Here is an 18,817-nt window from a genome sequence, read left to right on the forward strand (position 1 = left end):
CGCGGCGTTCACGACATCCTGATTGCCGTCACTGACGGGCTCAAGGGCATGCCCGAAGCGCTGGCCGCCGTGTTCCCGGCCACCACGCTGCAGACCTGCATCGTCCACCTCATCCGCAACAGCCTCGATTACGCCAGTTGGAAGGACCGCCGAGGCTTGGCCGCGGCGATCAAGCCGATCTACGCCGCTCCCAGCGCGGAAGCCGCTCAGGCCGAACTCGATGTGTTTGCGGATGGGCCGTGGGGTCAGAAATTCCCGACTGTCAGTAGCGCGCGGCGCAACGCCTGGGATCGCGTGATCCCGTTCTTTGCGTTCCCTCCGGGTGTGCGCAAGATCATTTACACGACGGATGAAATACACAAGCCCCCACGCCGTACTTCGCGCGTTCGCTATGCCCGCGCTTCCGGCCACCGTATCGGCGTGCTGTCTGATTTGGGTCGCGACTGCTTTCAGCGGTTAAACAATCTTTGATAGGCTCGCTCGGACTGCTCAGCCACGACCCGCTCCTGCTGGCGGACGCTCTTCAGACTGTAGGCGGCAGCCGAACCTTTGTGCGAGCCATGCTGTGCCGGCATTCCAGCCTGCAGTTCCAGCGCGCGCAGCTTGTGCGCGGTCAACGCGGGACGATCCCACGCGAACGGTTCGCCACGTGTCAGCACATACCAGCCGATCACTGCGAGCTTGCGTGCGGTCGCGACGACGGCAAATTGTTGGCCGCGGCGATCGCGCACGCGCAGGAAGAACGCACGCAGCGGTCCAGGCGCTTGCGTGGCGCCCCAGGCAGCCTCGACCAGTATCGCCCGTGCGTAAGACCGGCCGCGCTTGGTGATGTGGCCATGCCTGGCCGGTGTTGGACCGGATTGATAGACCGACGGATTGAGCCCGAAGTAGCTCACCAGCTTCTCCGGATTCGGAAACCGCTCGATGTCGCCGATGGCCGATAGCAGCCCGATCGCCACAGTGATGTTGACGCCGGTGATCGTCAACATCACGCGCAGTCGAGCGTCGTCGATGGTCGCTTGCGCAAGTTCTTGCTCCACCTCACGCAGATCCTCGCCGAGACGGTCCAGTTCGCGCAATCGCTGCTCGACACCCAGTCGTTCATCCAGTGGCAACGGTTGAACGCCGAGCCACGCACGTCCCTTCTTGCCAAATAGGTCAGTGGCCGGACACCGCTCGATCAGATGCGCGGCCAGGACCGCGTGAATCTCGTTCTTCAGCCGTGTGCGTTGTCGTACCAGCTGTGAACGGCGCGAGATCTGCCGACGCAACGCTAGCGTGCGCTCGTCCGGCATCCATACTTCCGGCAGAAAGCCGCTTGCATACAGTTGCGCCAGCACGGCCGCGTCGATCTTGTCTGTCTTAACGCGGGCTTCGGCGATCAGCCGGACTTGCAGCGGATTCGCAATCGCTACACGCGCGACGTGCCGGCGGATCACGTTGACGATGGCAGCAGTGTTGCCGGTTGCCTCGAGCACCACGTGATCGGTAGCACGCAGCTTCTCGGCAAAGCGTTCCAGTTCGTCGCGTCGCAACCCGGTACGACCGCCTGCATGCAGCGTGCCATCCTCTAGGTACGCGATCTCGGCCACGGAGCGCGAAACATCAAACCCCACGATTCGCATAACCGTCTCCCGTATCAGATCACTGTTGGGAGCCGGTGGGACAGCACGACAACTACGGATTCGCGCTCACAGCGCAACCGGGCGGGTCGCAGGGGCGGCCAACTACAAACACGAGCTCGCGGCTCACCGTGTAACAACGGCCTGCCCACCCGAAGTGCTCCCCAGTGCCCCTGTCCCGGATGGTCACACCATACGCTCAAACCACTCGGCGCGGGACCGCAAGGCACCGGCTATATCATGCCGGTTACGAACGCCATAGAAAGTTTGAACATGCAGTTGCGCAAGATCATCAAGACCCGCGGTCACTTCCCGAACGACGAGGCGGCCATCAAGCTGCTCTGGTTGGCGCTGCGCAACGTACTGGCCAAGACCGTGCGGTCCGCGTTCGACTGGAAATTAGCGATGAACCAGTTTGCTATTCTGTTCGGCGAGTGATTTATGCAGGCGCGTGGGTAACACGTTGTTCAACCGCCTTGCCCACGAAAATGGCGGACAGGTTCCAATGGAATGGACGCCTCCCACCCCGTGAATTGCGGAGGTGGCAAGAATGAGGAAAGGGAAAGATAGCGAGGACGGACCCTCACGGGCCGACGGCATCAAGGTGCCCAAGAAGGAAGATCATGTCGATCTACCTAGGCAAACCAGCGGGGCCGCCATGAAGCTTACGCCAGTTGGGATCGACATTGCAAAGAACGTCTTTCAAGTGCACTACGTCGATGAAGAAACCGGAGAGGTCGTAAACAAGCCGATCAAACGCGCGAAGCGACGTTGTTGCATTAATCCTGCCTTCGGCGGTGACGTTTACGTGCGTCAGTATCTTCGGGAAGCAGGTTGCAGTCGTCAAGCTTCGCATCAGCACGCGCCGTTTCGAGATAACGGTCGGAGTAAAGATGGCGTCGGGCGACCGACTCGTCGAACGTACCAGAACATTTCGCAACGACTACCGTGGCCACGCTGTTGCCGATCGTATTGCACGTGGCGATCGTCATCTACATGAAGCGGTAGACGCACAAAGATAAGTCCGAGTCCTTCTATCGGCAGCTGCCCCGTTGATGTTACCGTCGCTGCGAACACGACGAACGATCCGCCCGTTACCGGCGCGGCACCTTTCGATGTCAATAGCATCAGCAGCAGGATCCCGATCTGATGCTCGAACGTGAGCGGCACATTGTACGCGTGCGCGATGAACATCACGCCCATCGCCATGAAGATCGACGTCCCGTCGAGATTGAACGCGTGGCCGGTCGGCAGCACGAGACCGACTGTTTGCTTCGCGCACCCGTGTCGCTCGAGCTTGATCAGAAGGCGCGGCAACGCGCTTTCCGACGACGGGGTGCCGATCACGATCAGGATCTCGTCCTTGATGTAGCGCATGAAGCGCCACATGCTGAAGCCGGCCAGCTTCGCTACGATGCCCATCACGACGACGATGAACAGCATCACGACCGCAACGAAGCGTAAGCACCCTGGGAACACATTTGGACAGCAAGTATGTCGTGGCGCCTCTTCAGCTTGCCCGACCGACGCGACGTGATAGCGTATCGGTGAGCGCTTGGGTCGTATCGTGGTGCGGTATCTGACGAGCGTAGACTTGATCTGGGAATCGGGCACAGGCGTAGCGATGCCTAGCCTGACCAAGGCCGGCTGGATCCTCTTTCCCCTAGTCCATCCCCAACCCCGAGGCGTCAATCTCGCGCAGCGCGGCTCAACGACGGCATTCTAAGCATGATCCAGACGCCGCATGAGTGGGTCTTCGACCAGGAGTACTTGGTGTATTGCTTCCGATGTCTTGTTCTGAACGACGCCGATGTCACTGCATCACGGTGGAAGAGGAAGTGGCTCGATCCGTCAACCGACTACTGCCGGGTGCACCACAGCCTGCTCAAGACTGTTCCGCAATCGATTTTCGCCAGCGCTCCGAATTTCGACGCCGCGCTGCGGGCGATATCACGTTATCGATGCGCACGGCTTACGCTGAGCAAAACACTGCGCTAGTGGTATTAGTGAACATTGCTAGCACTCCTTTTGGCTCGGCTAGAATTGGTTGTGAACTCCTACAAGTATCGCCTTGTCGAGTGAAGCCCGTCCTTTTGCCGACACTACGTCATACTCGGCTAACAATCCGCGCAGGGCGTTGATCTGCATTGTCCGGAACTTCACCAGTTGCTCCCGTGCCCGATGTAGCGTCAGCATTGCTCGCTACATTTCGGTCTTGACCGTGACTGCCTTGCCGGGCTGCTGCACAGCAAGCCAGATCGCTCGTGAATCCGCCGCATCGTTCTTGTTGCGGATGTTGAACGCCTTCACGAATTCCCCTGGTATCAGCTTGACCTGATGCCCCATCTGCACCAGCCTTCGTGCCCAGTGATGCGCTCCGCCGCACGCTTCCGTTCCGATAAGGTAAGGGGACCAGTTCGCGAAATGTTCGAGAAACGCAGCGCGTCCGATTGGCTTGTTCACAACCTCGCCAGTGTCTGGTCTACGTAATGCACGTGGAAAACAGTCTATGCAATGTCGATTCCAACTGGTGTCAGATTCATCGCTAGCCTCCGCTTCGTCGTGAAGATCCATGTGATCTTGCGCTATGCGTTCGCTTATGTCGATGGCCTACGCCTCACGATGCGGGAGAGAGGCGTCCATACCATTTCTCTCAATAGTTGGAGCCGCCACAAAACTCGGGGCGGTTCAGGGTAAAGCGTGGCTTCAAAAATCTATTGAAACTGATTCAAGTTAAATGCAACTACCGATAAAATATTGATGGACATAAAGTCCGCAAATCAGTGTTCAATTTAGGGAGCTTTGCATGAATATTGCAAACCTTGGCACTGGTGCTATTGGCGCGGCCATCGCCCGCAACTTGGCCCGTAACGGTATCACGACCTCCATCGCTAACACCCGTCGACCGGAGTCGCTAAAGGAGCTGGTCGACGAACTAGACCCCTATATTAGGGCGGTCAGCGTAAAAGCGCCCCGAGGTGACCATAGCCTACAAAACAGGCCCATTTGGAAGTGGAAAATTATGGCATACTGGATATCAATATAAATTTTTAGATAAGATCAAAAAAGCTTACTGCGGGTTTTCTTCCTTGCTATCTTTCCCTGCAAGAAATACCGGTGGGATCTTGACCGGCACTAATAAATCAATTTCCCGACAAATAACTTCCATTTGAATTACGTCATCACGAGGGCGATATCCGATTCGCAATACTGCGATTGCTTTCGCCAAGCAAAGGCGCTCGATTCATCGTCGTCCGGCTCAGCTTCAGACTGGACCGCTCTGTCATGATGCACCGACGACTCTGAGAAGGAAACGGCGTCGGCATCGCAACCTGCTTGATGGCGCGGCAATAGATTCTTGGTCGCATATAATGAATCGGATTACTAATAAATGTATAACGAATCGAAGTCGATGTATCTGCGTACGGCGGACCGTAGCCAAAGTAATTGCCGGACCGCCGTACGCTGGACCGCGGCACGGTTCGACATACAAGAGGCCGTGCGCCGGATCGGTGCACACGATACGCAAGCGCGATACGTGACCGGTTTCCAATCATGATGGTGCATTGGGGAGGAATACTTATGTCGCCTTGAATCCTGCTGATCGTTCTGACCTGCGTCAGGTAGCATCGGCCGCCCTTCGCTACCCGCGATCCGGGCCGCGCGCTGCACCCGTTCTTCGTCGAAATCTCGGAGCTCACAATGCAGAGAACTCAACATGTCAATCGCACTTTCCTGCAACCTTTTGCGTTGACGGCAATTGCTGTTGGAGTAGCAGCCACGATGGTCCCGCTATCCGCCCAGGCGGCAGCCGAGTGGGTCCAGACTCGCACCAGCGCGTTCCTCCTGTCGAATGCACAGGCGACGGCCGCTTCGCAGGCACTGGCCGCGTCCGCCGCCGCACCCAACTACTCGCTGAGCAGCATCGGCACGCCGGCGCTCACCGATACGCACGTGACGCCGCTCGAATTGAGCCAGCCGCTGCACGTCACCGTGGTCCTGAAGAACCGCAACACAGACCAGTTGGACGCCTTCCTGCGCGACGTCAATCAGCCGGGTAGCGCGAGCTATCGCAGGTACCTCACGCCGGCCCAGTTCAAGGCGCGCTTCGCGCCGACCGATGCGCAGGTAGCGGCCGTGGTCGCCCACCTGAAAGCGAGCGGCTTCGGCAACATTGCGGTCTCGGAGAATAACACGCTGATCTCCGCGGACGGCAATGCCAGCAACGTTCAGCGCGGCTTCCAGGCGAGCATCAAACGCTTCAATTATCGCGGCAAGCCGGCCTACGCGAACGATTCGGCCGCACTGGTCCCGGCGTCGCTCGGCTCGATCGTCGATTCGGTGCTCGGCCTGCAAAATGCCGCCGTGCCGCACCGATTGCTTCATCGCTTCGAACCGGCTGCCGTTGTCGAGCCCAGCGCGGTCTCGAAGAATGCGGTCACCGGCTCGCAGCAAGTCGGCCATCAGCCGACCGATTTCGCGGCGATCTATGATGCGAGCGGCCTGCCCGCCGCGACCAATACCACCGTGGGCATTATCACGTGGGGTGACATGACCCAGACCATCGCCGACCTGAATACGTTCACGCGGAACGCGGGCCTGGCGACCGTCAACACGGCGGTAGTCGCGGGCGGCTCCGGTACGTTAGCCAACGACGGCGATCCGAGCGAATGGGATCTCGACAGCCAGGATATCGTCGGCACCTCGGGTGGCGTCAAGCAACTGATCTTCTACTCGGCCGTCAACGGCGATAGCAAAGACAGCGGCCTTACCGACGCGACGCTGACCGATGCGTACAACAAGGCGGTGACCGACAACAAGGCGACGGTCATCAACGTGTCGCTGGGCATGGACGAAACGGCCGCTAATTCGGACGGCTCGCTCGCCGCCGCCGACGCGGTGTTTAAGCAAGCCGTCGCGCAGGGCCAGGTCTTCTCGGTCGCGTCTGGCGACGCGGGCGTCTATCAGTGGTCGACGTCGCCAGTGCCGTACAGCGTGCCCGGCTATATCGGCACGTACAACGGCACGTCGGTCACGCCCACGATCAACCTGTCCAAGTACAGCGTCTCGTCTCCCGCGAGTTCACCGTATGTCGTCGCGGTCGGCGGCACGACGCTCTCGACGACCGGCACCACGACGTGGGCCGGCGAGACCGTGTGGAACGAAGGTGTCGCGTACGCGGACTTCGACAGCAACGGCTATCCGGCCGACAACGCGGTACGGATCTGGGCGACGGGCGGCGGCGTGAGCGGGTTTGAGCCCGCACCGAGCTGGCAGACCGCGGCGCTCGGCCGCACGGTGACGAAGCGCGTGCTTCCCGACGTGGCGTTCGATGCCGCGCAATCGACGGGCGCATACATCGTTATCAACGGGCGGACGAACCAGCTCGTCGGCGGCACGAGCCTCGCGTCGCCGATCTTCGTTGGCGGCTGGGCGCGCGTCGAATCGGCCAACAACAACAGCCTCGGCCTGCCGACTTCGGCGTTCTATCAGGGCCTCCCGAGCAATCCGTCGCTGCTTCACGACGTGACGTCGGGCAACAACGGCTACGGCGGTCACGGCTATAACGCGAAGGCCGGTTGGGACGACGATACTGGTTTCGGCAGCCTCGATTTCGCAAAGATCAGCGCGAGTTCCGTGAAGTAAGGTTATGCGGTGCGGACAACGCGCCGCATCGTTACTTTAAGCGGTACGTAGCAAAATTGGCACGGCAGGAGCTACGCAAGTCTCCGTCACCCTGAGATTCATTTAAGGCGAACATCCCCGGTGTCGGCTTATATGAACACTACGGGTTGGGCAATGCTGCTTCAGGTGTTGTATAGCATTCGCAGCGAGCGGCAGCTGGTCGAGCAGATCTCGTACAACCTTCTGTTCCGGTGGTGCGTCTGTCGATCGATGACTTGGTGTGGTATCGCTCAGTGTAGCGTCGCAGCCATGCTTTGCTGACAACACTCGTTTTTAGCAGCGGCGCGTGCTGCTGGCCGTACCGCTCTGCAGGCTGTTGAGATTGTTGGCGACAATCGCACGCAGTACGTAGTTGAGCAGTACGTATGTGACGGGCAGCGCGGATGGAACCCCTTTCCCAATCGGAACACCGGCAACAGGCTCAACGCCGGCCTGAATGATCGGGCCGCCATCGCCTAGCGGCGATTTCCGGTACCAGTCCGGCCGCAGCATCAGATGACCAGTGCCTCCTGCCCGCTGAACTAGATCGCCGTTCAGTGCCACGAGCCAGTCGATGGTTCTGATCTTCTCCACCAAGTCACGCAAGCCAGTACGCATCGGATCATCGACATCGATTCCCGGGCCGTACAACCGCCCCGGAAATATTCGCTTGTTTCGTTTGGTCGTCGACCCATCGGTGGGACATTTACCTCATAGCCTGCGTGCCCATGGAAGGTAGGCACGGCTACGGCGAACACCGCGGAGAGCTTCTCGAACGTGCCAGCGCAGAGTAGGGCAAACGGCGCGGCAACGTGAACACCATGACGTCGAGGCCTCGCGTGCCCATCGCTGCTACGAGTCCTCGAGGCAGAAGGCGGAGAATTCGTAGAATCCCGCCGCGAACTTATGGGCAGTGCTCGTTGTATTCGATACGAGAATCGAGTCGCTTGGAAGATCCTTGGGTAGACTAGGTAAGCCGGGCATTTTGTCGAAGGCAACAGGGTCCGCGCCTTCCTCGTAAAACCAATGCATGGGGCAGGCCTTCTGGGGCTCGCTTTTATCTGCTTTCGCGGACGCGGACTCGTATTCCTCGAACGCTGCAAGATAGTGCTCGTCGCAGCGGACAAGCGCCGCCCGCATCGGGGCGGTATATCCGCCCTGAAGTACAGAACACCGCGCTGACGCTGCCTGCGCGTCGGCGACAGTTTCGGAGAACAGTCCAGTCCTTGCGGCCGACGACAAACAGTCTGATCGTGCTGCCACACTGGTTGTTCGAGGCCGGTCATTTTCCGCTAATGTAGTGCAATGTTTTGCCGGGCGGCTCGATGGCACCACCGTGGACAGATGCTTGACCAGCATCCGTTCCCGAGTATGCGGGCGCCGTATCGGGTATGCCGTAGCTGCCGGCGTTCCGGTGTCCACTTCGCGCTGCGTGCCGCGGCTGCCAGCAGCTTGCCGATCAACGTAACGAATCGCGTGGTCACCGTAGCGAACATCGCGTTTGTGACGGGGTGAGCGAGCAGTCGAAATGTCGGCGTCACATGTGGCCGTCAATTGAGGAAAGGCGCCATGCCATACAAGGCGAATGACGTCAGCTGTTCGGCTAGTTGGTCTGCGGTCAACTCGGGGTGATGCCGCCACCACTTCGCCATCTGCTCGCCCGCGCCGGATACGGCTTGAGCATAGACTTGGACAGTTAGCGCGTCGGCGCGGGGCAGGCTTTGTCGGATTAGCCTCTCGATCTGCCGAACTGTTGCAAGTCGTAAATCAAGTGCTCGTTCCGCGGCAGCACCAGCAATCGCCGCGCCACCACCGAACAGCAAATCCCACGATTGGTCGTTTGATTGTACGAATTCGAAGTAAGCGCGCGTCCCGCGACGCAATCTCTCTATCGGATCATCGACAATCGAAACAGCGCCCAGTATCCGCTCGTCAAGCCGCGCGCGTGCTCGTTGCAGGCATGCCAGATAGACGCCATCCTTTGAGCCAAAATGGCCGTAGACGATTGGTCTCGATACGCCGGCGGCGCTCGCGATATCCTCCATCGAAGTGCCTTGGTAGCCTTGATTAATGAATTGACGCTCGGCAATGTCGAGCAACTGCTCTTTGCGTGTAGCGCTTGACATTCGGATGCGTTGCGGACTGATCACGCGCGCCTTACTGGTTTGTTTCATAACTGGTCGCAAATTGAATTAGGAGTGCAATGATTAATATGGGCAAGATTGCGATGCAAAGTTTTGACATTTAAAGTGTCGGAAAGCGATAAATTATTTTGAACGGATACCTTTGAGAATTGCGATTTTATTCGGGTGAATATAAAGTAAAAAAATAATCGCGAGTTCAAAGTTTGGCTAATTTTCCATATGAGCGCAAGACAACGTTCCGCCTGTGCCTCACATGTAAGGAACGACGCCAGCTTCAAGTTATGGCTCGCACTACCCATGGTTGGATGCAATGCTAGGCAACTTCTGTTCGCGAAACGCCTCCGTGACGAAGTCTACGAATGCGCGTGTTTTGGTCGGTAACAACTTTTGGTTCGAGAAATATAGTAGCAATGGTCCTGCATCCACATGCCAGTCTGGCAATAAGCGTACCAGTGCACCGTTGGCGAGGTGAGGCGTTGCATGTGGTAGCGAGACTAGACCGACGCCGATACCGAGTAGTGTCGACCGACAGACCGCGTCAGGATCATTAACCAGCATGACAGGTTTTTGTATTGCAGACATTTCGACGCCGGCAACGTTGCGCATGACCCATGCACGTTGACGGCTGTTTAGGGGCGAGCGCATCGCGACGCTGTCCAGTCTTGCAAGATCAGCGGGGTCTTTCGGATGCAGTTTGCCTTCTATGAACGCTGGAGATGCCACCGCAATTAGATGAATCCGGCCCAGCTCGCGAGCTACCATACCAGCAGGTAGTTCGAAGCCCCCCCCTATTGCCACGTCAAATCCCTCGCCGATTAAATCAACCGGACGATTGTCGAAAAACCAATCTGGCCTCACCGCAGGATAGCGCTCCAAGAAAGAGGGCATCATCGGTAACAGATAGTCCATCCCAAAACCGGCGGGAACGCTCAACTTGAGAACTCCCGAAGGTTGTGTCGCATTAACCATGAGATCCGCGATTGCACCCTGGATACTGTCGAGGCCACTGCGCACTGACAGCAGAAAACGATCACCAGCTTCGGTGAGTGTCAGGCCGCGCGTGCTCCGTTGGAACAACTGGACGCCCAGGTTGCGCTCAAGGTGAGCAACATTGCGGCTGACCGCTGCAGGGGTGAGCGCCAACCTGCGGGCAGCAGCTGAAAAGCTACCCGACTCGGCGCTGCGGACAAAGCATTCCAAGTTGGCGAGAGTTTCCATAGGCGTGGCTTCAAAGATTCGTTGAAACTGATTCTAGTTCAATGCAACTACCGATAAAAGCTCGGCAAGCATAAAGTGCATCTACATAGCAGATCTTCAACTCAACCAGAGGAATTTTGTATGAGCATTGCAATCATTGGCGCCGGCGCCATCGGCACGGCCATCGCGAGTAATCTCGCACGTAGTGGCATCTCGGCTTCCATCGCCAACAGTCGTGGACCGGAATCGCTACAGGCACTGACCGATGAACTTGGCCCCTATATTAGGGCGGTGAGCGTCAAAGAGGCCGCACGCGCTGACATCGTGTTTCTCGCGGTACCGTGGGATCAGGTGGCCACTGTCTTGAAGGATCTCGGTCCGTGGAACGCCCGCGTTCTAGTCGACGCAAACAACGCGGTAGAAGTACGAATCGGTGCCGACAACGTACCGTCGTTCCATGCTATCGATTTTGGCGGTCGCGCTTCCAGCGAGCTGGTCGCGCAGTGGGCGCCGGGAGCAAGGGTTGTGAAGGCGTTCAATCATTTGAGTGCCGGGCCGCTGGCCTCTGGCCCCAAGGTCGACGGTGGTCGACGAGTGCTGTTCCTGGCCGGACAAGATGCTGATGCAAAGAAATCCGTCATCGACCTGATCGTTCGCCTCGGTTTCGCGCCGGTCGATCTTGGTGGTGTGGACGAAGGTCGGCTCATCCAGTTTCCGGGTGGGCCGCTCGCGGTGATTAACCTCACCCAGTTGGATCAGTAACTTCCGCTGTCCGAATTCAGGACAGCTCTTAGGCGACACGACCCAGTCTGACGGATCAAGGCAGGTCAGCAAATCTGTGGTTTCCTAGGATTCGGCACATTGGTCACCATCTCCCGCGGTAGGGGATGCGAGACGGCTTGCTGCTCCGCAGCCTCGCCGACAAGCAACTGAATTTCAAGGGCGCATGAGGGGCCAAGGCAGGGACGCGCATCATTCGTCAGGAGTTCGGTCTTTTGCGGGGCAGTGGACAGACGCAGTCTTAGCGAGTAGCTGAACTTGGCGAGGCCATCAGCCACAGCTTGTCACTGCCCCGCATATTGCGGTCCAAGTCACGTTTTTTGTTGCTAGTTCAACGATACGTTGGCTGGGCCAAGGAGTGCCTCGTTGCCCCTCACTTGTGCCGACGGAGCAAATGATCTAGAGGAAATATTCTAGTTTCTCTGTTGTAAGTTACAGAGATGTAACTTACGCTTTTTGGCGTGACTTGTTGGAAGGCACGAGGAGGATAAAGGAGCGCACCTCTATCTCATCGAACCAGTCGCAATCGAGAAAAGAAACGGAAAAAACTACATTGGAGCCATAATGAATACGATAAGAAAGGGGTGCAAATTGGCGGCGGCGGGTTTATTCGCGCTCGGGATTTTGATTGGAGCAGGAAATTCGGGAGTGGCAGCCACTCTCCCTGGCGCGACGCAGCAGACAGTAGCGGACTCTTCAACGTCAGCTGCAACAAAGTACCCGGTGATTCTCGTGAACGGGTTGTTCGGTACAAACGATTATCTCGGCGTGTACCCATACTGGTTTGGTATCAAGGAAGACTTGGAAAAGCACGGAGCGACTGTTTATGTCGCATCGGTGCGCACAGTCGGGAGTGAGGCAGAACGTGGGCAGGATCTACTCGATTTTATCAACAAGGTCGCCCCTGGCCAGAAGGTGAATCTAATCGGGCATAGCCAAGGTGGCTTCACGGTGCGCTATGTCGCTCAAATCGCTCCGGACCGCGTCGCGTCGGTGACCACCATTGGCACTCCCCATTGGGGCGCTCCGACGGCGGATGTAATCAACGGCGTAGTCGGTGTAAGCGACAAGATCGGCGTAGGCGGCTTAACTTTCGGCGCAGCGATTCGTGCGATTCTCCAGCCGCTTGCGGCGGCGGTGGGGTTCGTGATCCAAGGAAATTCAAATCAGGATCCGATGGGAGCACTGAACGCACTCGACAGCGTGGGGGCCGCCCAATTTAACCAAGTCTATTCGACGGCAGGACTTGGTGATCCGACGAGCTGCACAACGGGCGCGTCAAGCCAAACAATCGAAGGAAACAAGCAGCTTTTATACTCTTGGAGCGGGAGCGCTTTTAGAAAGAACTCGCTCGGGTTACCGTACGATTCGAGTATTAACGGACCTCTCGATCCCGCATTGCTGATGGACTCGACCACTGCTGGTCTCGCGCTCGCCGGCTTGCCTACTGTGGCGTTCGGGCTAGGCGACAACGACGGCATGGTGCCCGTGTGCCGGAGCAAGTTCGGGGAAGTCATTGGGACGGCATTCCACTGGAATCACCTGGACGAGGTCAATCAGATCGCGGGCATTCGTGGTTCCAACGCTGAAGACCCTGTTGCAGTGATTCGGATACATGTCGAACGCTTGAAGGCTGCGCAACTTTGATGGGCAAGGTCGACAAAAGGGATGCACCGCCGAAAGGCGGTGCTGCTACACGGATGTCTCCGCTTTGGCGAGGCGTTGCACGAGCCGGGACTGGCGTAGTGGTTGCCGCGCTCGCCGTTGTTGCGACATACCGCATAGACAAGGCACACGAGGGCGTTGGCGCGAATGCGTCCGCTCGACCGTCGCTTATCCTGGCAAATGGATTTGAGGGGGCATCCTCAGCGAACGTGCCCAAATGGCCCGACGCACTGCAAGGTACGACTGCACCTCGTTTGTCAGTTGACGAACATGGGCGGCTTTTGCATGTGCGCGACGTGCGAGATTTCTTCGATTATTTTTTGACCGCGCGTAGTCAATTGAAGTCTATCCAACTCGATCTTCTTGTTCGCCAACAGATCGAGTTGCAACTGGGAGGCAAACTCGCTGCGGTGGAAGTCCAAGATCTCTGGCAACGGTATACCAGCTATCTAGATGCATTGGCGAAACTGGACCCACCCGCACCAGCCATGAGTATCTCCGAGATGTCCAACAAAGGTGTCGCGAATCACCATATCGAGACCAGTGCGGTCCGCTCGATTCTGACACGCCGTGCCCAGCTACGTAGTCGATGGCTTGGCGACTGGACGGTGCCGTTTTTTGGCGACGAAGACGCAGCATTGTCGGTTTACCTAAAGCGTATCGAGATTGTCCAAGACGCAACACTCGACGTTGACGAAAAGAAGCGAAGGATCGAAGCCTTGTCGAGCGACTTGCCGCCGGAGCAGAGGAGGGCAGAAGAGGAGCAAAAACAACAGACACAATGGCTGACCTCGGTGGATCAATTGCAGAAACGGAATTTGTCGCCGGAGGAGCTGCGAGTCGCAGTAACCAAAATCAAGGGTGCGGAATTTGCTGAGCGCTTCGTTGCGCAGCAGCAGGCAGATCAGGCGTGGGATGCGACTTACGACCGCTATGCGTCTCAGCGCGATCAGATCCGGGCGCAGCATCTATCGCCGCCGGATCAGGAGCGCCAGCTGGCACGGTTACGTGCGATGTTCTTTTCTCGGCAAAGTGATGTTTTGCGAGCGGCTGGGCGCGATGGTAGCGATACCGGCAAGCCTTGGTAGAACGGCGTGGAAGAGACCTTTAACGGCAAGTTCCGAGATGAATGCTTGAGCATTGAATGGTTTCGAACGCGCACAGAAGTAAAGGTTGCGATTGGACAGTGGCGGTGTCACTACGATGCTATTCAACCTCTTAATTGGTTTGCAACGAGTTGCAGACAACGTCCACAATCGAGTGGATGAGCAGCAACGGTTCTGGACATTTAGTCGACCATACGCGCCAGTTTGCGGCGGCCATCGAGTCTGACGCCATTGACCACACCGCTTGTCAACCTCGATCGCAACGAGATGGCCGAGTGCTTCGTCGAGTCGACGAAGCACGACTACGTTGCCTTCGTGCCTATTCCGGATGCAGTGCCTGCTGCACCCCACCGGTCTTCGCGCTCGAGCACTACACCGAGATGCACTCCCATAGCGCACTGAAGTAAGACCGTTCGTCGCGAGAGTTCCGACGCTCCTCGGGTTTTGCAACCTTAGGGCGATGCGTGTCCGGTATCACAGGGCCAACTCCTCCGACCACTGTGGTCGCTGCATCGAACGCTCCTTCTAATCGGACCCTTAATCAAATTGAGTTCGATTTAATCGATCGGATTATGAGCTGGATCGCAATCCGGTGCCACACTTGGAGCGTCCTACAACCGGACGAGGAGCAGGAATCACGGTAGCACTTTGTCGCGCACAGCCGAAGAACTTTAGGTTGTTTGGCGAGCGAATTAATTCTTATTCGATCCCCGCTGAATCGAGCAGAATTGGTGGATTGAAAAATTAAGTAAAAATGGAGCGGCGATTTTTAAAATTATAAAAATTTAAAGATTTGCGAGAAATTTCCATGAAAAATAATTTTCCTGCGCGTAGGATATGAAGTCGATATGCCGCGCAGAATATTACAAATTCGTAAAACTATCTTTCATTGGTATTTAAATTCGCTGGAAGATGATTGAGAAAATGAGTTGCTTGGTAGATTTGAAAGATTTTTCCTTGGTAAGGCGATCACGGAAATGAAAATTCTTGTGGCGGAGGACGACCCCATTTTCGTTGATTTTATGACTCGAGTCTTATCTGAGAAAGGTCATGAGATTATTGTGGCTGTAGATGGGTTGGCTGCGGTGCGCTATATGGAGAAATCGTTGGCCGATCTCGTGATTCTAGATTGGACGTTGCCTCACATATCGGGGATCGATGTGCTGAGGTGGATTAGAAAGAATATGGGTTATAAAATCCCTGTTATGTTTCTAACAAATCGAGTATTTGAAAATTTTATTTCTGAGGCGCTGGATGCAGGGGCCGACGAATATGTTGCCAAACCGATTGGAGAGCGGCAGTTGTTGTCGAGGATAAATGTAATCGAAAGGCGATTGCGTAGTTCAACGAATGTGCCGATGGTAATAGAAGTTGGAAATTTTAGGATTGACAATTGTGAGAAGTCGGTATCACTGAATGGAAGTAGGGTTCCTTTAAATCCAAAGGAGTTCGAGTTGGCATATGCGCTGTTCGCAAACTATGGGTGTATTGTTCCAAGGAATCATCTTGCGATTATGATATGGGGGCGGCCAGAGGATGCTTTTTTTAGACCGCTTGATTCTGCTATTTATCGAATTAGAAGTAAATTAGGCTTGGATATGAGGAATGGGGTGGCATTGAAATCTGTGTACAAAATTGGATATAGGCTTGATGTAGGATGATTATTTTTTATCTTGCTTGGTGAGTGATAAAGATCGGCGGGTTATGTGGAAGCCTATCGTTGATATCTTCAAAGGCGCGCTCAAATGGAATGGGAGCTAAAGAGAGTGAGTCCCCCACGCCCGCTGGTGCCGGATGATGCGAATCCTCGCTTTTAGAAGCTCTAACACCATGAGTTTTGAAGCTGTCGCCAGCAGATGATGCTGAGGCTGGCCCAATTTCCGTCTCGGTCTTAATTGGAGAATTCCGGCTTTTCGGGGCGGGCCGAACTGGCCCAATCGGTACACTGGCGGGCAAATTCCGCCGGTGTCATCCACTGCAGCGCAGAGGGAGGGCGCGCCTCGTTGTAGTACTCGCGCCAGACCTCGATTTTGCGTCTGGCGTCCTCCAGCGACAAGAACCAATGCGCGTTGAGGCATTCCTCCCGGAAGCGTCCGTTGAAGGGTTCATTCTTTGCGTTATCGGTCGGCTTGCCCGGACGCGAGAAGTCAATCTCCACGCCATTCTCGTACGCCCATTTGCCGAGCGCCTTCGAAATGAACTCGCTGCCATTATCTGCCTTGATATAGCGGGGAAGCGGACGATGATGCGCAAGCCGAGCCAGCGCGGCGACAACGTGTTCACCACGCAACGAGCCATCGACTTCAATCGCCAAGCATTCCCGCGTGTAGTTGTCCACGATCGTGAGCGTGCGTAAGCGTCGACCATCAAACAGTGCATCAGTGACGAAATCCATACTCCAGATTTCGTTGATTGCGCTCACTGACTGCTTCGGCTGTCGGCGTCGGGCAGACTTGTTTCGCCGGGGTCGCTTGTGGCGCAACGAAAGGCCCCGTTTGCGATACACGCGTTCTACTCTCTTATGGTTGTCCCTCCAGCCTTCCTGGCGAAGCATCACGTACACGCGTGGTGCACCGTAATGCACCCGCACTTCCGTGATCTCCTTGATGCGCATCTCCAGCGCGCTTTGATCCCGCGCGACTGACTCGTATCGGTGGACCGTGCGGGATAGCTGCAACAACGCGCAGGTCTGCCGCTGACTTGCGCCGAAATGTTGCATCAAGTCCGTGACAAGCTCACGGCGCCGGGAAGGCTTCAGAGTTGTTTTGACAGCACGTCCTGGAGCATGGCCTTGTCCAGCGACAGATCGGCCACAAGCCGCCTGAGCTTCGCGTTCTCTTCCTCAAGTTGCTTCAGCCGAGGCAGCTCCGAGGGTGATAGCCCACCGTACTTCGTCCGCCAGTTGTAAAACGTCGCGTCGCTGATTCCCATCTTGCGGCAGACCTCCGCGACCGGCGTGCCCAGCTCGGCCTGCTTCAACGCATACGTGATCTGTTCTTCGATGAACTTGTTCTTCTTCACGGCATGACCTCCTGGTCTCGATGACAACGTCATGCCGGAATTTTCCACTTCCAAATGGGACAGTTTTGTGGGCTAGGGTCAGGGTCACTGACGCATGAATTTTCGCGTGCTTAACAAAAATTAATAAAATTCTTCGTTGTTGCGAGAATTCTCAAGAATTCAACTGATGCAAACCAATTAGAGTTGGGTCGGGAGTGTTGGTGATGCTGATTGCAATATTTATAAAAACATTAAATGGCTAATTGGCCTCGCTCCGATTTTTGCGTAAAAGACCGTGGAATTTTCTTGAATTTAAATGGGTTTATGATTTCGACATGAATAAATTTTACAGGACAATTTGGAGTGAGGCCCTCGGCGTATGGGCGGTCACGTCGGAAATCGCTAAATCCCATGGTAAGTCAAGTAAATCGATTGCTGCAATATCGTTCTCGAAAGAAGATGTGTTATCGAGAGGTTCGAAATTTGGAGCTAGTCACAATCTTAAATCGATAGTCAGTGCAACTATTTTGGTATGGGGGCTCGCGCATCTATCGACAAGTATGGCCGATATGGCGATCGGGCCAAATTGCAACAGTATTCCTCAATCCGGCAATCCTAACGTTACGGCTGGCTCTGCTGCTTGCCCTGGCGCTTCAGCGTCCGCCTCGATCGGTGGTGCTATAGCGATAGGCGACAATCCGACAAATAATGCGGTTGCATCCGGAAATGATACTTTGGCGATCCAATCCGGGGCGACGGCTACCGGCTTCGGTTCAATTTCAATTGGTCATAACTCGTCCGCAACCAACACTGGTCCGACGTCAAATACCGCTGCATTGGCTGTTGGGACATTCGCTACCGCTTCAGCTACAAGTGCCACTGCAATCGGCACAGGTAGCACTGCCTCAGCCGCGGGGGCGACTGTTATCGGGAACGCCGCAACAGCAGCCAATGCAAATGCGGTGGCACTTGGTTCCGGCTCGGTGACCGCGGCCGCAAACCCGGTTAGTAGTGCGACCATCGGTACGACTAGCTACGGCGCTTTTGCTGGCGCAACGCCAACGAGCGTGGTGAGCGTCGGCAATTCTGGCTCAGAGCGCCAGATCACCAATGTCGCCGCAGGCCGAATCACGTCGACAAGCACCGACGCGATCAACGGCAGCCAGCTCTATGCGGTAGCAAGTACGACAGTGTCGAGCGTCACGTCGTTGTCCACTTCGACCTCGACCGGCGTCGCTTCGCTGTCGACCTCAACGTCGACGACGGCCAGCTCGCTGTCGACGGGGTTGAGCACGACGAACAGCAACGTGGCGTCGCTGTCGACCTCGACGTCGACAACGGCCAGCTCGCTGTCGACGGGGTTGAGCACGACGAACAGCAACGTGGCGTCGCTGTCGACCTCGACGTCGACAACGGCCAGCTCGCTGTCGACGGGGTTGAGTACGACGAACAGCAACGTGGCGTCGCTGTCGACCTCGACGTCGACAACGGCCAGCTCGCTGTCGACGGGGTTGAGTACGACGAACAGCAATGTGGCGTCGCTGTCGACCTCGACGTCGACAACGGCCAGCTCGCTGTCGACGGGGTTGAGTACGACGAACAGCAATGTGGCGTCGCTGTCGACCTCGACGTCGCCGAA

Annotated in this window: 12 protein-coding genes and 8 pseudogenes; 12 read left to right on the forward strand and 8 right to left on the reverse strand. The window is 56.5% G+C overall.

Going from position 1 to position 18,817, the window contains the following annotated elements; translation table 11 throughout:
• Positions 1-357, forward strand: a pseudogene (locus tag WT24_RS22430) (transposase); the annotation flags it as partial.
• Positions 358-449: 92 nt separating this feature from the next.
• Here WT24_RS22430 and WT24_RS22435 read toward each other — a convergent pair.
• Entirely contained in the window at positions 450-1,625 is a 1,176-nt protein-coding gene (locus tag WT24_RS22435; RefSeq protein ID WP_060035892.1) for an IS110 family transposase, read from the reverse strand.
• A 243-nt stretch (positions 1,626-1,868) separates the two neighbouring features.
• On the opposite strand from WT24_RS22435, the pseudogene WT24_RS22440 reads away from it, so the two are divergent.
• A pseudogene (locus tag WT24_RS22440) lies at positions 1,869-2,060 on the forward strand (transposase); the annotation flags it as partial.
• 220 nt (positions 2,061-2,280) lie between these two features.
• Positions 2,281-2,388: pseudogene (locus tag WT24_RS34560) on the forward strand (IS110 family transposase); the annotation flags it as partial.
• Between the two features lie 13 nt (positions 2,389-2,401).
• Here the strand turns inward: WT24_RS34560 and WT24_RS22445 are convergent.
• Positions 2,402-3,086, reverse strand: a pseudogene (locus WT24_RS22445) (cation:dicarboxylate symporter family transporter); the annotation flags it as partial.
• A gap of 600 nt (positions 3,087-3,686) precedes the next feature.
• Positions 3,687-4,117: pseudogene (locus WT24_RS22450) on the reverse strand (transposase); the annotation flags it as partial.
• A 311-nt stretch (positions 4,118-4,428) separates the two neighbouring features.
• On the opposite strand from WT24_RS22450, the gene WT24_RS33380 reads away from it, so the two are divergent.
• Positions 4,429-4,668 carry an NAD(P)-binding domain-containing protein gene (locus WT24_RS33380; RefSeq protein WP_082742260.1) on the forward strand — a complete coding sequence of 80 codons (240 nt, stop codon included), beginning with the start codon at positions 4,429-4,431 and terminating at the stop codon, positions 4,666-4,668.
• 24 nt (positions 4,669-4,692) lie between these two features.
• On the opposite strand, the gene WT24_RS34565 is transcribed toward WT24_RS33380, so the two are convergent.
• Positions 4,693-4,851, reverse strand: a complete 159-nt coding sequence (locus WT24_RS34565) for a hypothetical protein (protein WP_156441857.1) — start codon at positions 4,849-4,851, stop codon at positions 4,693-4,695.
• Between the two features lie 473 nt (positions 4,852-5,324).
• Here WT24_RS34565 and WT24_RS22455 point away from each other — a divergent pair, with 473 nt between their 5' ends.
• Positions 5,325-7,268 (forward strand): protease pro-enzyme activation domain-containing protein, encoded by a 1,944-nt coding sequence (locus WT24_RS22455; RefSeq protein WP_060035894.1) that lies wholly within the window; start codon positions 5,325-5,327, stop codon positions 7,266-7,268.
• A 150-nt stretch (positions 7,269-7,418) separates the two neighbouring features.
• Positions 7,419-7,520 (forward strand): annotated as a pseudogene (locus WT24_RS33385) (transposase); the annotation flags it as partial.
• Between the two features lie 60 nt (positions 7,521-7,580).
• Here the strand turns inward: WT24_RS33385 and WT24_RS35450 are convergent.
• The 3 genes from WT24_RS35450 to WT24_RS33395 all read right to left on the reverse strand — a co-directional run bounded on the left by WT24_RS35450 (position 7,581) and on the right by WT24_RS33395 (position 10,648).
• A complete protein-coding gene (locus WT24_RS35450; protein ID WP_060035895.1) occupies positions 7,581-7,904 on the reverse strand; it encodes a type VI immunity family protein in 324 nt (107 codons plus the stop codon).
• A gap of 932 nt (positions 7,905-8,836) precedes the next feature.
• Positions 8,837-9,460: a TetR/AcrR family transcriptional regulator gene (locus WT24_RS22470; RefSeq protein ID WP_060035897.1), complete on the reverse strand. Its 624-nt coding sequence runs from the start codon at positions 9,458-9,460 to the stop codon at positions 8,837-8,839.
• 261 nt (positions 9,461-9,721) lie between these two features.
• Entirely contained in the window at positions 9,722-10,648 is a 927-nt protein-coding gene (locus WT24_RS33395) for a LysR family transcriptional regulator (protein WP_082742261.1), read from the reverse strand.
• Positions 10,649-10,768: 120 nt separating this feature from the next.
• Here WT24_RS33395 and WT24_RS22475 point away from each other — a divergent pair, with 120 nt between their 5' ends.
• From WT24_RS22475 to WT24_RS33410, 5 genes and pseudogenes are all read left to right on the forward strand, one after another.
• A complete protein-coding gene (locus tag WT24_RS22475; protein ID WP_060035898.1) occupies positions 10,769-11,389 on the forward strand; it encodes an NADPH-dependent F420 reductase in 621 nt (206 codons plus the stop codon).
• Between the two features lie 666 nt (positions 11,390-12,055).
• Positions 12,056-13,054 (forward strand): triacylglycerol lipase, encoded by a 999-nt coding sequence (locus WT24_RS33400; protein ID WP_179949384.1) that lies wholly within the window; start codon positions 12,056-12,058, stop codon positions 13,052-13,054.
• Between the two features lie 53 nt (positions 13,055-13,107).
• Positions 13,108-14,091: pseudogene (locus WT24_RS34570) on the forward strand (lipase secretion chaperone); the annotation flags it as partial.
• A 45-nt stretch (positions 14,092-14,136) separates the two neighbouring features.
• Positions 14,137-14,289: pseudogene (locus WT24_RS33405) on the forward strand (integrase core domain-containing protein); the annotation flags it as partial.
• 866 nt (positions 14,290-15,155) lie between these two features.
• Positions 15,156-15,839: a response regulator transcription factor gene (locus tag WT24_RS33410; protein ID WP_082742265.1), complete on the forward strand. Its 684-nt coding sequence runs from the start codon at positions 15,156-15,158 to the stop codon at positions 15,837-15,839.
• A gap of 230 nt (positions 15,840-16,069) precedes the next feature.
• Here the strand turns inward: WT24_RS33410 and WT24_RS22490 are convergent.
• Positions 16,070-17,199, reverse strand: a protein-coding gene (locus WT24_RS22490) for an IS3 family transposase (RefSeq protein ID WP_156441858.1) whose coding sequence is annotated in 2 segments (ribosomal slippage) — positions 16,070-16,938 and positions 16,938-17,199 — 1,131 coding nt in all. Because the reading frame shifts where the segments join, the coding sequence is not laid out codon by codon here.
• A 314-nt stretch (positions 17,200-17,513) separates the two neighbouring features.
• On the opposite strand from WT24_RS22490, the gene WT24_RS34575 reads away from it, so the two are divergent.
• Positions 17,514-18,817: ESPR-type extended signal peptide-containing protein (locus WT24_RS34575; protein ID WP_373557244.1), on the forward strand; the 1,304-nt coding region annotated here is incomplete at its 3' end.

Origin of the sequence: Burkholderia sp. MSMB1078WGS, from assembly GCF_001528895.1 — a bacterium.
In the GTDB taxonomy this organism is placed as follows: Bacteria; Pseudomonadota; Gammaproteobacteria; order Burkholderiales; family Burkholderiaceae; genus Burkholderia.

What these genes read in the sequence shown, in the direction of transcription:
- WT24_RS22470 (WP_060035897.1), bottom strand. Translation starts at nt 9,460, where the DNA reads ATGAAACAAACCAGTAAGGCGCGCGTGATCAGTCCGCAACGCATCCGA.
- WT24_RS22435 (WP_060035892.1), bottom strand. Translation starts at nt 1,625, where the DNA reads ATGCGAATCGTGGGGTTTGATGTTTCGCGCTCCGTGGCCGAGATCGCG.
- WT24_RS33395 (WP_082742261.1), bottom strand. Translation starts at nt 10,648, where the DNA reads ATGGAAACTCTCGCCAACTTGGAATGCTTTGTCCGCAGCGCCGAGTCG.
- WT24_RS22455 (WP_060035894.1), top strand. Translation starts at nt 5,325, where the DNA reads ATGCAGAGAACTCAACATGTCAATCGCACTTTCCTGCAACCTTTTGCG.
- WT24_RS33380 (WP_082742260.1), top strand. Translation starts at nt 4,429, where the DNA reads ATGAATATTGCAAACCTTGGCACTGGTGCTATTGGCGCGGCCATCGCC.
- WT24_RS22475 (WP_060035898.1), top strand. Translation starts at nt 10,769, where the DNA reads ATGAGCATTGCAATCATTGGCGCCGGCGCCATCGGCACGGCCATCGCG.
- WT24_RS33410 (WP_082742265.1), top strand. Translation starts at nt 15,156, where the DNA reads ATGAAAATTCTTGTGGCGGAGGACGACCCCATTTTCGTTGATTTTATG.
- WT24_RS35450 (WP_060035895.1), bottom strand. Translation starts at nt 7,904, where the DNA reads ATGCGTACTGGCTTGCGTGACTTGGTGGAGAAGATCAGAACCATCGAC.